At 51.5% G+C, this 16305-nt stretch carries 10 protein-coding genes; 3 read left to right on the top strand and 7 right to left on the bottom strand.

The window, feature by feature from the left end:
- The first annotated feature begins 37 nt into the window (after nucleotides 1–37).
- Nucleotides 38–1750 carry a proline--tRNA ligase gene (locus C5S61_RS13740; RefSeq protein ID WP_124033431.1) on the top strand — a complete coding sequence of 571 codons (1713 nt, stop codon included), beginning with the start codon at nucleotides 38–40 and terminating at the stop codon, nucleotides 1748–1750.
- A gap of 360 nt (nucleotides 1751–2110) precedes the next feature.
- Here the strand turns inward: C5S61_RS13740 and coaBC are convergent, their stop codons facing one another.
- The 6 genes from coaBC to C5S61_RS13715 form a co-directional block, all read right to left on the bottom strand.
- The gene (coaBC, locus tag C5S61_RS13735) at nucleotides 2111–3313 is read right to left on the bottom strand and encodes a bifunctional phosphopantothenoylcysteine decarboxylase/phosphopantothenate--cysteine ligase CoaBC (RefSeq protein ID WP_110515617.1); all 1203 of its coding nucleotides are present in this window, start codon (nucleotides 3311–3313) and stop codon (nucleotides 2111–2113) included.
- A 76-nt stretch (nucleotides 3314–3389) separates the two neighbouring features.
- Entirely contained in the window at nucleotides 3390–5141 is a 1752-nt protein-coding gene (locus C5S61_RS13730; RefSeq protein ID WP_110515616.1) for a M61 family metallopeptidase, read from the bottom strand.
- A 12-nt stretch (nucleotides 5142–5153) separates the two neighbouring features.
- Entirely contained in the window at nucleotides 5154–5315 is a 162-nt protein-coding gene (locus C5S61_RS26880; protein ID WP_160319538.1) for a hypothetical protein, read from the bottom strand.
- Between the two features lie 277 nt (nucleotides 5316–5592).
- Nucleotides 5593–7044: an FAD-binding protein gene (locus tag C5S61_RS13725; protein ID WP_110515615.1), complete on the bottom strand. Its 1452-nt coding sequence runs from the start codon at nucleotides 7042–7044 to the stop codon at nucleotides 5593–5595.
- Nucleotides 7045–7221: 177 nt separating this feature from the next.
- The gene (locus tag C5S61_RS13720) at nucleotides 7222–7917 is read right to left on the bottom strand and encodes an STAS domain-containing protein (protein ID WP_164689465.1); all 696 of its coding nucleotides are present in this window, start codon (nucleotides 7915–7917) and stop codon (nucleotides 7222–7224) included.
- Between the two features lie 5 nt (nucleotides 7918–7922).
- The gene (locus C5S61_RS13715; RefSeq protein WP_110515613.1) at nucleotides 7923–8486 is read right to left on the bottom strand and encodes a hypothetical protein; all 564 of its coding nucleotides are present in this window, start codon (nucleotides 8484–8486) and stop codon (nucleotides 7923–7925) included.
- A gap of 195 nt (nucleotides 8487–8681) precedes the next feature.
- On the opposite strand from C5S61_RS13715, the gene C5S61_RS13710 reads away from it, so the two are divergent.
- Entirely contained in the window at nucleotides 8682–9365 is a 684-nt protein-coding gene (locus tag C5S61_RS13710; protein ID WP_110515612.1) for a class II aldolase/adducin family protein, read from the top strand.
- A gap of 128 nt (nucleotides 9366–9493) precedes the next feature.
- Nucleotides 9494–13936 (top strand): GAF domain-containing protein, encoded by a 4443-nt coding sequence (locus C5S61_RS13705; RefSeq protein WP_124033430.1) that lies wholly within the window; start codon nucleotides 9494–9496, stop codon nucleotides 13934–13936.
- Here the strand turns inward: C5S61_RS13705 and C5S61_RS13700 are convergent.
- Nucleotides 13933–16230, bottom strand: coding sequence for a sensor histidine kinase (locus C5S61_RS13700; protein ID WP_110515610.1), 2298 nt, complete (start codon nucleotides 16228–16230; stop codon nucleotides 13933–13935). The genes C5S61_RS13705 and C5S61_RS13700 overlap by 4 nt on opposite strands.
- Between the last annotated feature and the right edge of the window lie 75 nt (nucleotides 16231–16305).

Raw genomic sequence — 16305 nt, 5'->3', positions numbered from 1 at the left:
ATTGTTGCCAGCAGCACCAAATGGAGAACTAATTCGTATGCGAATGTCGAAACTGGCAACGAGTACCACCAAAGAAGCACCAAATGATGCAGAATTAATTAGTCACTCGCTGTTGGTGCGGGCTGGCTATGTGAAGCAACAATCAGCAGGGATCTACTCGTTGCTGCCCTTGTGTGTGCGTTCGACCCAAAAAATTTCGCAAATTATTCGCGAAGAGATGGATGCGATTGATGGCCAAGAGTTGTTGATGCCTGTCGTCACCAGCGCCGATCTGTGGCGTGAAACTGGCCGCTACGACGGCGTAACCGAAGAATTGCTGCGCTTCAAAGATCGTAACAACAAAGATATGGTCTTGAACATGACCCATGAAGAAGTGGTCACCGACATCATGCGTCGCTACATCAAATCGTATCGCCAAATGCCTGTGATGGTCTATCAGATTCAGACCAAATATCGTGATGAAGCGCGGCCACGTGGTGGGATTATTCGGTTGCGCGAGTTTACGATGAAGGATGCCTATTCCTTCCATGCCACAATCGAAGATCTCGACCAATATTATGAGCAAGTGCTGAATGCCTACAAGCGCATTTACCAGCGCTGTGGCTTGCCAGTCGAAATTGTGCAATCTGACCCTGGCATGATGGGTGGCAAGATTGCCCACGAATTTATGGCAGTTACGCCAGCTGGCGAAGATACGCTGATCTTGTGTCCAAGCTGTGGCTATTCGGCCAATCGCGAAGTGGCTGTCGGAGCCAACCCAACTTCAACAGCTGCGCTCGAAGCGTTGAGCCAAGGCGAAGCCAGCACCAAAGATTTGGCTAGTCACTTCGGCGTTGCGCCAAGCCGTGTTATCCAAATTAAGCTCTATAAAACTGCCGACGGTGTATTGGTTGTGACCTACGCGCCAGCAGGCCGCGAAATTAACCATATTAAATTGCAAAACGCGGTGGGAGCCGAATTGCAAAACGTCAGCGAAGCCGAGCTTGCCAACTATGGCTTGAGTGGTTTTGCCAGCGTTGCGCCACGCAGCCTGAAGGCCAGCGACAAGGTGCGCATCTTGGTCGATAGCGCCTTGACGACGGAACGCAATTTGGTTGGTGCTGCTGGCAAAGCTGGCCATTACGATCTCAATTTGAATTGGGAGCGCGATTTTACTGGCGAGATCGTTGATTTAACCGATGTGCTCGAAGGCCAGCCATGTAGCCGCTGTGGTGAACCATTGACGATTGCCCGCGCGATCGAAGTTGGCAATATCTTCAAACTTGGCACCAAATATTCAGCAGCAATGAAATGTATGTTTGCCAACGAAAAGGGCGAAATGCAACCAGCAATCATGGGCTGTTATGGCATTGGGGTGCAACGGATTTTGGCCTCGTTGATCGAGAAATTCAACGATGCACGCGGCATGATGCTGCCAATCACGGTTGCGCCATATCAAGTGCATGTGGTTGGGACCGATTATCAAAGCAACGCCGAAACCAAGAGCGTCGCCGATCAGCTTTATACTGATTTGCAAGCCCAAGGTGTGACGGTGCTGTTGGATGATCGTGATGTGAATGCTGGCAACAAGTTTGGCGATGCTGATCTGATTGGCAATCCAATTCAGGTCATCATTGGCTCGCGGGGCCTGAAAAATGGTCAAGCAGAGGTCAAAATTCGCAGCACCGGCGAAACCACCATGGTTGCTTTGGCCGATCTGCTGAGCCACGTTTTGGGCGTGCGCCAAGCGATGTTTGCAAGCCTAAGCTAATTTTTGATCCACGAAGAGCACGAAGAGCACAAAGGGAGGTAGGCTAATTATACTGGCTCATTGGATTGGCAATCAGGACATGCCCTCACCCCCAGCCCCTCGCCCACTGAACGCGGTCGAGGGGAGCACCCATTTTGTATTACATATTGCGCAGAACCACGGTGTTCAAGCCCCTATCCCGCGCCACGGGCGAGGGGTTGGGGTGAGGGGATCAGGCAATAGTTAACGTAATGAACCAGTACAACTAATGGCTATTGGGCCGAAATTTTGAGAATACTCAAAATCGTTCCGATAGCCATTAGCCTATAGCCACAATTCCACTGCGCTAAATTCTAGCCCCTGATCCCTGACCCCTAGTCCCTACATTTTCAAAAAACCACTGAACAATGCAATCAACTGCTGAGCTAGCTCGGTTTTGGCTTGACGTGCAAAATCCCAGCGCTGGCCGTCGCTGCTAAACACGGTGACGGCGTTATCGCTTGCGCCGAGCGCGGTGCGAGCATCGTTGGCGACAATTGCATCAAGCCCTTTGCGCGTGAGCTTGGCTTGGGCATAGTGCTCAAGATCATGGGTTTCGGCAGCAAAGCCAATTTTCACAAAGCCAGTGCGAGCTTTGAGGCTGGCCAAAATGTCAGTCGTATGGGTCAATTGTAGGTTGAGCGATTGATCGCCTTGCTCAGTTTTTTTGATTTTATTATCGGCCACACTCACTGGGCGATAATCGGCCACGGCGGCAGCCATAATCAACATATCGCAGCCTTGATCGATTTCGTGCTCGATGGCTGCTTGCATGGCGGCGGCGCTTTCTGCATAAATCTGCTGCGTGCCAAGCGGCGGGGTGGCGCTAGCTGCGCCGATAATCAAGCGCACATCTGCGCCAGCATCACGGGCGGCGGCGGCCAAGGCAAAGCCCATCGCGCCCGATGAGCGGTTGCCGATAAAGCGTACTGGATCGATTGCTTCATGGGTTCCACCAGCGCTAATCACCAAGCGTTTGCCTGCCAACGCGCCAAACTTCTTGCCAAGCGCTAAGCGAATTTCAGCCTCAATCTGGTCGATTTCGGCTAATCGCCCGACTCCAACCATTGGCTCGGCCATGCGTCCAGCGGTTGGTGGAATTATTTGGAACCCACGGCTTTGCAAGGTGGCGACATTGGCCTGAGTAGCAGGATTGGCCCACATATTGACATTCATGGCGGGAGCAAGCAAAATCGGCGCACGCGATGCTAGAACAGTGGTGGTCAACATATCATCGCTCATGCCCATGGCTAAGCGCGCAATCGTGTTGGCGGTGGCTGGGGCAATGATGATTAAATCGGCGCGATCGCCAATCGTCACATGGCCAATATCGGTGCCCTCGGAAAGCTGCCACATATCGGTATAAACTGGGCGATGGGTTAATGCGCCAAAGGTCAAGGGCGTGACGAACTTGGTGGCTTCTTCAGTCATCACAACATCGACCAACGCGCCTGCCAAGCTCAGATTACGCGCCAATTGCACCACTTTGTAGGCAGCAATCCCGCCAGTTACGCCCAGCACGATCCGCCGATCAACCAATGACATAGCAAATACCTCAATTAACAATGGCCACTGCGATGCGATTAACCATCAACAGTGGCCATAATTCAAGCCGCTAAACTTATTTGAACAAGGGAGTGCCGAGCCATGAGGCTGCTTGTTGGCGTTGGCTTGCGCTTGGTTGACTGACCAAACTCAAGCTCAAGTGATCGGGCTGTGGTTTGCTCAAGCTCACGGGCAAGTGCAATAATTCATCGCGGCGGAAGAAACTGAGTTGCACGGTTGCGCCAATTGGATAATCGGCCAGCCGTTTGTTCAAGCTATCGTCGTCGATGCGCCAGCCATCGAGCGCAACCAATTCATCGCCTGCGGCCAAACCAGCTGCGTCAGCATCGCCGCCATCGATCACATGGGTAATTTGTACCCGACCATCGACGGCCTTGCTGCGAATACCAAGTTGGGGCCGTGGATTGCCCTGCGCATCGCGATCTTTGTAGCTCCATTGGGTTTGGATCCCAACCGTGGCAAAGGCTTCTGCATAGGGCAATTCGCTTAATCCATCGATATAGTTAGCAAAATAATCACTCCAATCGCTGCCAGTTAGGTCTTGCAGTGCTTGCTGCATGCCATCGGCTTCGGGAATGCCCCGGCCTGTGATGGGATATTTTTGATATAGATAGCGAATTAAATCGTCGAGCGATTGTTGTCCGTTGCTACGCTCGCGCAATTGCATATCGAGCACCAGCGCTGCCAACGCGCCCTTGAGATAATACGAAACCGTGCTGTTGGGCGTTGATTCATCAGGCCGATAGAACTTGATCCATGCGTCGAATGATGAGCTGCTAAGGCTATGCACTAAGCGGCCAGGCGTGGCTTGCAAGCTAGCAATATCATCGGCCAAGCGTTCAAGATAGCGCTGTGGTGTCATCAATCCAGCCCGCACCAACATCAAATCGGTGTAGTATTCGGTAAAACCTTCCATGACCCATAACAAGCGGGTGAAATTTTCGCGGGTGTAATCGAAGGGGCCAAGTGGCTCTGCCCGCAAGCGCTTGACATTCCAGGTATGGAAAAATTCATGGGCAATTAGGCCTTGAGCGCGTTCATAGGTTTTGCTGGGCTTGAAAACGTGGCGCGGCACGATCAGCGAGGTTGAATTGCGATGCTCTAAGCCGCCGAAGCTATTAGCGCCCGCCAGCAGCACAATAAACAGATAATAATCGTATGGCAACTCGCCCCAAAAGGCGTGTTCAGTTTCGACAATTTGCTTGGTATCGGCCAGCACTTGCTCAATATCTTCGTTGCCATGACCCCAAACCACCACTTCATGGGCTTTTTCGGCCACCTCGAAGCGATAGCGCCGCAACTCGCCAACCTCAAATGGGCAATCCATCAATTCATCGAGATCGTTGGTGGCATAGCGACCAGCGGCCAATTGCGGCAAGCCAGTGGCAATTTCCCAATGGCTGGGCAATTCGAGCCGCACGCTATAGCTGCAATCCTGATAATCGGGCAAATAGAGCAAGGTAGCGGCTGGCACGATGTGCGCATGCGTTGCATCGATATGATTGGTGCGTACGGTTAGTTCATAACCATAAACTTGGTAGGTTACGGTGATGGCGCTGGCCCCATTGGTTTGCACCTGCCAGGTTAAGCGATCAGTTTTGCTGATTGGCAGGGCTTGGCCATCGGCGTGGGCCTCGACAAAGCGCAAATGGCGAGCATATTCACGGAGTAGATACGAGCCTGGTGTCCATGCTGGCAATTGCAATGACGTTTCAGAACCCGTTAAACCCTCAATCCGCAGTGTGACGTTGATGATATGGCGTTGAGGTTGAGGAATTGCGAGGGTGTAATCAAGGACAACAGACACAGGCAAACTCCTTTAATCTTTATCAGCAGCAACGGCATAGCCAACCGTGCTTCCGGCAATCAAGAGACCAGCGGTGGTGAGCATGGTGTCGTGTTTGGTGATAATCGCAATCACCAAGCCCAAAACTCCTGCAAACCAGGTGATCCGTGCAAGTAATAAAGCCTCACGGCGCATGAGCAGCACTCCTGTAAATGTGAGTTGCTATCAGTGTAGCTTAAAAAAAGTCATTCAACAAAGGGGCGCGGGCAAAGGATGAATTATGAATTATGAGGGATGAAGGTACATTTGGCTATGGGCGATAGGCTATTGGCTATCGGAACATTTTTTGAGATTGCAAACAACCAAAAGCCCATAGCCAAAAGCCCATAGCCCATAGCCTATCGCCAAATCTCAACAACCAAAAACGCCTATCGAAGTGCTCGATAGGCGTTGGGACGATTGAATCCGCTGTTTAGAAGATGCCTTGGCCACCACCAAGGATATTGCTTGGATCGTAGCGGTTCTTGGCGCGGCGGAAGTCGTTCCAAACCTCGCCAAAGTGTTGTTTCCAATCGTTTTGGCTGAACTCGATTGCGCCGATCGCGTAGCGATTGCCACCGAGATCGCGGTTGGTTTCGAACATCTCGCGGTTGTCGGCCAACATCGCGTTGATCACTTCTGGAATGTTTGGCGCGGTGCGCAAAATATCAAACAAGAAGACGATTTCGCCATCGGGAACGCGGAAGAATGGCTTGGTGAAATGTTTGGTCTTGACGGGATAGAGCAAAATTGGGCCTTGGCCAGTATCTTCGAGGGTCAAGGTTTCCAAAATATTGCCAACAAAATTATTGACATGGCGGCTCTTGATGAACAGATCCAGCCATGGGTGTGGCAAGAACCAAGCACCGATTTGGCGCAAGAAGGCTTCGGTTGGAGCCAAGCGATTCAAGAAATCGAAGTAACTGGTATCGCTGATAACTTCCGTGCCTTGGGTATAGTTCAAGTTGCGCAGCAAGCGGTTGTTGTTGGGCAACTTATTGGCTGAATAATAGCTGACAGCTTCGAGCATAAAGTTCCAGCCGCCGCCAGCTTTGGCCACAACTTGGCCTTCGACATATTCAAAGCGCCCATCGCGAATCAAACGAATTTGATCGTTGGTGAAGGTTTCGATGTCATCGTAGAACAAGTTGAAGACGCGAGCGTGGGTTTCAGCGCGAACCAATTTGAGCTTGGCGCGCACGATAATGGCAAATTGGCCCAAGCCGCCAAGCACTGATTCGAATAAATCTTTGTTGCGGTTTTTCGAGCAGGTTTCTAAATTACCTTCGCCAGTGACAACGGTTAATTCAAGCACGTTATCAATTTGCACACCGTGTTGATGGCTGGCCCCGCCAATCCCGCCGACGCTCAACGTGCCGCCAATTGACAGCTCGATATAGTCGGTCATGACTGGTGGCGTAAGGCCTTGGGCCAAGGTCGCATCAAGCAGTTGATGCCATTTCAGGCCTGCGTCGGCAATGACATAATCGCGGCCAATTTCGTGCACTGTGGCTAAGGTGCTCATATCAATCACAACCCCGCCTTGAATTTGGGGTTGACCATAGGTGGAGTGACCTTGACCACGGCCTGAGATTTTGATGTTGTTATTTTTGGCGAAGCGTACCAAGCGCACAATATCATTGGTTGAGCCAGGCTTTAGCACCGCATTTGGCGTGCGATGAATGATGTGGCCATAATCTTCGGCAGCTTCGGCGCGAGTTGCAGTATCGGTGTAGAGCACACCATCGAACGTTGGGAAATTTGGCGCGAGTTGCTCGGCGGCGTGAGCTGAAGTGACCCACGAACTGGTAGCCCGATCAAAACCGACTACCACAGCACCTGCAACGAGACTTTTCAAGAATGTACGGCGGCTAAGTTGCGTCATAACGTCCCTCGTTTTCGGTAAAAAAAAACTGACCGCAAATTCACCACCTATGCGCTATGACGAAGTGCTGGAATGAGGTGTTGACGTGAATCTGCGCGTCAGCTTTTGCATCTGTCCTGACTGCAACTATTCTATTATGATAATAGTACTAGGCTCAATAGGCCAATAGTCTATGCTTTACATAGGCTGTATACGGTACTTAAGGGTACGCATGGCTGTCGAGAGCGCTTCTTGTAAATCGCTGGAGGTTTGAAAAATAGAAAGGTCAATCCCAAGGCTAACAACCACTTGGGCAACATCAGGGGTCATACCACATAAAATAACGCCAGCTCCCAGCAAATTACACGATTGCGCTGCGCGAATGAGCACATTAGCGACTTGGGTATCAATTAACGAAACCGCCGTAATATCCAAGATGACGACCGTGGATCGGGTGCGCACGACGTGCTCCAACAAGAGCGTGATCATGCGTTGGGCGCGGTTGCTATCGATGGCCCCGATTAAAGGCATCAACACCACGTTGCTAAAAATATTCAGAATCGGGGTTGAAATTTCATCGATGGTATAGAGCAGCCGCTCCTCAGTTTCGCGGGCCGCCTTCAATTCTTCGAGCCGAGCCTCAAGCTCAGCCAAGTGCTTTTGATCTTGTTCGCGTGAAATTGCGAGCTCTTTGCTGACCCGATTGACCATATTGGCCAAGATCCCGAGTTCATCAAGCCGATCAATGGTGAGGTGTTCAGCGGCCTCGCCTTGAATAACTTTGCGCAAGGTACTCCCAATCGTGCGAATCAGCGCCCGATCTTCACGCGAAAGCCGCGGTTGGTTGGTCGATGCAGGGGTTGCCGGTTGCTCTGGGCGCTCTGGTTGATCCATAGAAGTTATTTCCAAGAAAGATGTAACTCGCAGAAGGCAGCGCCATCGCGGATACATTTCGAATGGTCAATTTGAACATCGCGGGCATTGAAGCATTCGAGTGCGCCTTTCATAGCCCCTTGTTCAAACATACAATTATACGGTTGTTCCATTTCGATGATTGCGGTTTTATCGCCGGTTATTCGGCTGCGCCATTCGCCACCATTGCCACGGGTTGCGTAGAGCCAAATCATTGGAATGGTTGTGATCACGTCTTCGGGCTTTTCGATGCCAACTGCACGAAATTGGGCTTCCATCGAATAATAGATATTTTTGCCAACATCGATCACCAAGGCTTGATCTTGATCTTCGAAGGTATTGAGCATGGTTTCTAAGAGTTGGCCATGATACCATTTATCAGGATCAATCTCGTCCAAAACATCAAGCATCTCCGGTGTACAATGTTCGGAGGCAATGGTTGAAATTAATAAAAAGATACCACCTTGCGTTAATGGCGGGCCACTCCGGTCTTGACCAGGGTCAGCATAGGCAGTCAGGTCAAATGGTGCATGTCGTTCAAAACGATACATTAGGGTGCCTTTCAGTTGCAATGGAGGTCAAAGCCTGAACAGTGCCATTATACGCGTTCTTGCAAGAGTTCCTGAACTGAATTTTTGGCTTTTATTAGTTATGTTTTCCTATTTTTTGGCTAGTACGGGTGAGGATTGAGCTGCCATATCAGGTGATATAGCAGACTTTTATCCACCTTTGAGGGGATTTTTCGGATGAATTTAGCTCAAGAACAGCAGTATCGTCTCGAAATGGTGCAAATTGGCCGTTGGCTCTACGAACGCGGCTGGACACCATCGTATAGTGGCAATTATTCGGTTTTGCTCGATGAACAACGAATTTTGACCACCCCAACGGGGTATTGCAAAGGCCTGCTCCAACCAGCCGATTTAATTATCGTCGATCGTCAGGGTGTCCCGCTTGACCCACAGACCCCCTTACCATCAAGCGAATTGTTGATGCATTTGGCGGTTTATGCTGAACGCCCCGATGTGCGCGCCTGTGTCCACGCTCACCCACCACGTACGATTGCTTGTAGTATTGCTGGGGTTGAGCTAACCCAACCATTGTTAGAAGATATTATTTTGACCTTGGGCAAAATTCCGACTGTGCCCTATGCCCGCACTGGCACGGCAGCCTTGGGCGAGGCCATCAAGCCTTTTATTCGCGATCACGATGCTTTGGTGTTGGATCATCATGGCTCGTTGACCGTTGCTAGCAGCTTAACTAAAGCCTTCCATCGGACGGAGCAAGTTGAACAAGCGGCCACGATCATTGCCACAGCACTCAGTATAGGCCGTTTGCAACCCTTAGCTGCCGAGCATGTGGCCGATTTGTTGGCCGTGCGCCGTGCCCGTGGTGGTAACCCAAAGGCTGAGCCTGAACTCCCTAGCGTCTAACTAATTGGGCTAGCCCAAGTGCCCCCAAGCAGATTAGGCTGTTGGTACTAGCTTTGCTCTTGGAGTTGGTTGATCTGCATGCTATTTTGTGCTATGTTTGCGCTGGTAAAACTGCTGCGGTTCTGCTTATGACCCAACGTACTCGTAAACCCACGCTCAAAAGTCGGGTGGAAGCCCTTGAGGCTGAACGCCATCAAACCCAACGTGCTCTCGATGCGCTCTATCGCATTGGGCTTGCTTGTCGTGGGCAACAGGATTCGTTCGAGTTATTGCGCACCATCTACCAAGAATTGCAGACGGTTTGGCAATTTGATGCCTGTTTTATCGCCCTTTCTGACCAATACGACGATAGCGCTTATCGTATCGCCATGTTGGTTGATGAAGGGGTGATTGAGTTTAGCGAACATGATCCGATTGGCCCACTCACTGGCTATTTGATTCGCCAGCGCCAGCCATTGTTGTTTCGCGACCTCACGATTGAACGTGAATCGATTGGCCTGCCCCGACTGTTGCAATTTGGCAGCGATAAGCTCTCGCGCGGCTGGATGGGCGTGCCCTTGGTGATTGGCACATCGGCGCTGGGCGTAATTTCGCTGCAAAGCTATACCGTTGGCGCATTCGACGAAGCTGATCTTGACTTGCTGACGCGGATTGCTAACTCCATGGCGGTGGCGCTGGAAAATGCGCTGCTTTCACATCGCCAAGCTGAATTAACTGGCTCGTTGGAACACCAAATCGAGCTGCGTAATGCCGATTTATTCGTCATCAGTGATATTGCTGCAATGCTAACCCAGCAGCTCCCATTAACTGAGATGTTTGGGCTGGCGCTCGATTTTATGCTCGAATTAATGCATCTCAATGCTGGCGTGGTGTGTTCGCTCAACGCCAACGAATTACAGCCGATTGTGCAGCGTGGTTTGTCCAACGGCAGCTTGCCCGAATCGTTTGTAGCGCTGGATTCGATTTTCGGAATTGCAATTAGCAGCAATAGCGCAATTGTTGATCATCAGAGCCAATCCAAATATTGGCAAATGGCGCAACTCAACCACCTCGCGACGACGCTTGCTATCCCATTGCGCCGCCATGAAACCGTGATTGGCGTGCTCTTAGTTGGCCAAACAGAGGAACGGAATTTCAAAACTGAAGAAGTTGAATTGCTGCAAGTGGTTAGCAATCAATTGGCTTTGGCCTTGGAGCATGGCAATATTCTGGCGCAGCAACGTCGCCAAATTGCCGAATTAGAAGCGCTGAGCGCGATTAGCGCTGCCACGGTACGCGCGCTCAATCTTTCAACCTTGCTGCATCAATTAAATGATGCAATTCGCTCGTTTTTGCCAGTCGATGTGTTTTATATGGCGATTTACGATCCTGAACGCCAATTATTGACTGATAGCATTGCGATTGAGGACGATAACGAAGCGACCTATCTGAGCGAAGAGGCGATGCCGCGCAAAGGTTCGTTTACCGATTGGGTGCTGAGCAAATGCGAACCATTGTTTTTGCGCCATGTTTCGCGTGATATTCGCCATTATCCGACGATTATTCGACGCACAATCAAAGGTTCGCCTTCGGAAAGCTGGCTGGGCGTGCCGATGCTCGATGCCAATCGCCGCCCCTTGGGTGTGATTGCGATTCAGAATTATCAGCCCTATGCTTTCAGCGACCGCGACCGCTTTTTTCTGCAATCGGTAGCGAGCCAAGTCAGTTTGCATGTGCTGAATGTGCAGCTCTATCAGCAGCGCGAACGCCAATTGGCCGAACTCAACGCCTTGCAACGGATCAGCAGTTTGCTTGGCTCAACGCTTGAAATTGAGGCGATGCTGCGGGCCATCGACGCAGTATTAACTGAGTTTTTGCATATCGATGGCTTTTTTGTGATGCTGAATCAGCCAAAAACTCACATGGTCGAGGCGGTTTATGCCTTGAATCGTGAGGGCGAGGGCGATTTTCGTTGGATGATTGGGCTGATTCCACCTGAGCACACGCCAACCTGGCAAGTGTTGCATACCCGTAAACCGCTGCGTTTTGGCGATATTTCGCAAGAAACCTCAGATGAAGTTGCGCCTGAAGATAGTAATGTGCGGATTTCATCTGAGCGTACCAAGGCGTGGCTTGGCGTGCCGCTCAACGACCAAACCACAAATGTGATTGGGCTGATTGCGATCCAGAGTTTTCAGGCCAACGTGTTTAGCACCCGCGATGAGCAATTTATGGCGCAGCTTGGCCAACAACTGACCTTGGCGATTCAAAATGCGCGCCTGTTTGCCCAACGCGAACGCCAATTAAACGAGCTGAATACGCTTAAATTGGTTGGCGAATTGCTCAATCGCACCATGGATATTCACGAGATGTTCCGTGGGCTGAACCCACTTTTGACTTCGTTTCTCAACATTGATGGCTTTTATATCTTATTGAATAATCCCAAAACCTATGTGATTGAAGATTTGTGCGTCGTTGAGCGCGGTGAGTTGCTTGATTATGGCTCGATGGTTGGTACATCGCTCCCGCCAAACACGCCAACCGCCTGGATTTTGCGCAATGCCAAGGCGCTGCGCTTCAACAACACGGTTACTGATATTCCCACCCTCTACCCTGAATTGAAAACGGTGCAGGTCAACGATGAGGTGGCCTTGTCGTGGCTTGGCACGCCATTGATCAACCACCGTGGCGAGGTGCTAGGCGCAATCACCACTCAATCGATGACCGCCAGCCATTTCAGCGAGAGCGACGAGCAATTTATGTTGCAGGTTGCGCATCAATTGGGCTTGGCAATTCAAAATGCGCGTTCGTTTGCTCAACGCGAGCGCCAATTGGCCGAGCTTGATGCCCAACAACGGATCACGCAATTGGTCACGTCGACGCTCGATTTGTATGAAATGCTGCGTTCGTTGGATTTGGTGTTGCGCAGTTTCCTCAATGCCGATGCCTTCCAAGTGGTGATTGGCAGCGCCGATCGGGTTGAAACGGCGGTCGTGCTCGAAGAAGGTCACGAAGTTCAAACGGCAGTAATCGGCCATCCTTTACCTGATGGCTCGCTGACTCGCTGGACCTATCTGCATGTCAAGCCGTTGCGCATGAACGATATTTACCGCGATTGGGCGCTCCACCCCGATTTGGTTGAGCCGCCGATTCCGACCAATTCTGGTTTTATGCACTCGTGGCTGAGCGTGCCGCTGATTGCTTCGGCCCAGCCTTTGGGCGTGCTGGCAGTGCGGGCAACGCGGCCAGCGGCGTTTGGGCCAAGCGATGAGCAATTTTTGTTTAACGTTGGTCGCCAGCTGGCCTTGAGTGTGCGCAATGCCCGCTTGTATGCTGCTGAACAAACCGCGCACCGTACCGCTGAAACGATGCGCGAAATTGCCCGTGTGCTCAACACCACCTTCAATCCCGATGAAGTGCTTGATTTGATTTTGCGTGAGTTGCGCAAAGTTATTACCTTCGATTCGACTTCGGTGATGTTGCCATCGAATAATTTGTTGCGGATTGTCGCACGCCAAGCTCAAGATGAGCAGTTGGCGGTTGAATGGCGCGAACTGACCTTCCCGCTTGATTTGACCAGTGGGGCTGGGCGGGTGATGCTAAGTGGCAAGCCGTTGGTGGTTCCTGATACGGTTAGCGATCCGCAATGGACGCGCTCGCCGATGCCAAGCGTCGTGCGCTCGTGGATTGGCGTGCCCTTGATTAGCAAAGGTGTTGTGTTGGGGGTGCTGAATATTAATTCGTTGCAGCCCAATGCCTTTACCCAAGGCGATACCGAATTGGCCATGACGTTTGCCAACCAAGCAGCAACCGCGCTTGAGCATGCTCGGCTCTACCAAGAATCGGTGACTCGAGTTGAGCAAGAACTAGAAATTGCGCGCCAAATTCAGAGCAACTTGTTTCCGCGCAGCTTGCCTGTGGCCCAAGGCGTGGAGTTGGCAGCTGTCTGTTTGCCAGCCCGCGAAACTGGCGGCGATTTCTACGAGGTGACCGAGTTGCGCGATGGCAGCTGGGCCTTGATGGTCGGCGATGCTTCGGGCAAGAGCATTCCTGGCGCGATGTTGATGGCGGTAGCACGTTCGATTGTGCGCTCGGAAGCGTGGGATCATGAAACGCCGCAAATCGTCATGCAAGAAACCAATCGCTGGGTAACTTTAGATATTCCGCGCCATACCTTTGTGGCCTTGGCCTATGCGACGTTCGATCTTGTTGATTATCGGTTGGCCTTGGCCAATGCAGGCCAGCTTGATCCAATTATTCGGCGCGCGAATGGTGATTTGGTCTATGCTACTGCGCCCGGCCCACACTTTCCACTGGGAATTATGGCCAACACGCCCTACGAAACCGCCAGCTATCAGCTTGAGCCAAACGATATGGTGCTGTTCTACACCGATGGCGTGGTTGAATCGAAGGATAGCACTGGTGATATGTGGGGATTTGATCGATTTGAGGAGTTGCTGCGCCAACACGATCATAGCCTAACCAGCGCTGAATGGGTTGATTTGGTAATTAACGAAATCAACCAATTTATCGGCGATCATCCTCAACACGACGATATTACGCTGGTGGCGCTCAAAGTTGCTGGCGCTTAATTATGGTCAGGCATGCTGATGGTAAAGGTCGTGCCCGATTCTGAATTACTGACTACCCCAATTGTGCCCTCGTGAGCTTCGACCGCCAATTTACAGAAATACAAGCCTAAGCCCGTGCTGCGTTGGCGGGCATATTGCTGCTCGCTCAGCGTCGTAAAACGATCGAAGAGCGATTCTTGCAAGGCCTCAGGAATGCCCGGCCCATTATCAATCACTTGGAAGATGATTTGGCCAGCAGCGTGGTGGGCAATTAATTTAATTTCAGTTTGCATTGGCGTATGTTTGATGGCATTTGAGAGCAGATTGCTCAAAACCCGCCGCATCAAATCGCCATCGATTGTGGCGTATAGCTCTGGCTCGGCCTGAATTGAAATAACTTTGGCTTCTTGCTCAGCCCAGGAACGCAGCTCATTGGCCACATTATTCAAGAGCGGGGCGATTGGCACATGTTCGCGGTTGATGACCATGTGGCCTTCTTGCAAGCGCGCTGTATCCAATAAATCGGAAACCAAGCCCACTAATGTGCGCGACGAGCGCCGTGCTCCCTCGACCAACTCGCGTTGGCTCTCAGGCAAGTTTTGGCGACGCAACAAATCAAGATAATTGATGATCACCGTCAGCGGATTTTTGAGATCGTGGACAACCATCTGATTCATTTGTTCGCGCAATTGTTCACTGCGTTGCAATTGCTGGTGCTCGGTTTGCAAGGCGCTATACAAGCGGCTGTTGATAATCCCGTTGGCAAGGTGCGCCGCGACCGATTGCAACACGCCTTCGCTACGAGCATCGATCTGTTGATCAGCATTGAGTTGCAAAAACAAAATCCCAATCAACTGCGTGCGGTGCTGTAATGGAATCAAGTAGGCTTGTTGTTGATTGACTGCTAAGGGCTTGAGCGGGCCGGTAAGCGCGCTGACGTAGGGTAAATCGGTAACGGTCAGCCATTCCATTGGGAAGGCGCTAAGCGGTAGACTCAGCGCTTGGTGCGATGGCTCGCCTTTGATCAAATAATGTTGGGCTTGAATCTGCAAATGTTCTGCATCAAGCAAGCCAACCGCGGCCAAGGCTGGTTGCAGCATATTGGCCAAACTGGCAACCACGCGACTCATCAAGGCATCGGCTTCTAATTCGAGCGTCACGGTATAGCTAATATCGACCAAGGCTTGCAAGCGGCGGCTTTGCTCGCGATCTTGGGCCACCAAGCCGACTGCCTGTTGCAAGAGGTCGAGCTGATCTTCTGCCAAGGCAAATTGTTGGCTGAGTTCGCGGCGCAAGCTTGGGCTGGTGGTACGGTCGCCTGCTTCAAAGGCAGTTAGCAATTGGCTCATGGCGTTCTGAAAGCCTGCTTGTTGACGTTGCAGCGTGCTTTTGAGCAACAAGCCCTCGACGGCACTTGTCAACGAGCCAGTGCGCTCCACGCCGCGAATCACGCCATAGGTAATGGTGCCAATCGCCGCGAGCAATAGTACGTGATAGCTCCAAAATGATAATTGCCACAGCTCGCCATACAAGGCGGCCAATGCGGTTTCGGCCAAAAGAATCGCCGCAATCACAAAGGTTGCTAAAGGCAAGGTTGGATTCGCCCGCCATTGCTTGCCATAAAACCAAGCCGTCCAGCCAAACAAGGCCACCGTGAGCCACACGATAAACGGGAAGACATTTGGCGCAAGGCTACGCATTTCGTTATGCAGCGAATGGGGGCTAGCGGTGGTGATTGGTTGCGGCGTTGTGACTGGCAGCGGCGCTGTATCAGCGCTAATCTGGGTTGGCTGGCTGCTTGGCGCAGGTGTAATTGCAATGACGGTGCTGGGAATATAGGCCATCATCAAGAGCGTATAGCCTATCCACAGCCCAAAGCCAATCAGCATCCAGCGTTGCCACGAGCGAATCAGGCCTTCTGCAAGGCGTTGGCTCATGCTCAAAGTAAAAATGATTGAGGCCACGAAGAGCGCCAAGGGAGTTGACCATTGCGTTGCAACCGAGGTATTGCTAAACATCACGCCTGGCGTGGCGATCGCGTGCACCAAGAACATCAGCGACATGGCCAAAAAGCCTAAGCCAAGCATTAATGCCCGACCATCGCGGCGCACCAAAGCGGCCCGAATCATCAAGCCAATCATGCCTAAACCGATCAGCAGGGCAATTGTGACGATCCAAAAATGGCCAGCTGGCGATTGAACCCGCAGATCAAGCGCAGGAAACAGGCGCAGGATAATCAATAAGGCTGGGCCAAGCAGCAGCCCGATGATCAAGCTCCATGCAATGGTTGGTTTTGGCTTGCTTGTGTGCGCCATAATCTGCTATACCTTTTACAAAGCCGATAAACCCATTATAGAGCCAAACCAGCGATTTTATACATTACAGTTGCA

Origin of the sequence: Herpetosiphon llansteffanensis, assembly GCF_003205875.1 — a bacterium.
In the GTDB taxonomy this organism is placed as follows: Bacteria; Chloroflexota; Chloroflexia; order Chloroflexales; family Herpetosiphonaceae; genus Herpetosiphon; species Herpetosiphon llansteffanensis.
Note: the sequence above shows the minus strand (reverse complement) of the source record. Positions and strands in the feature narration are given on the sequence as shown.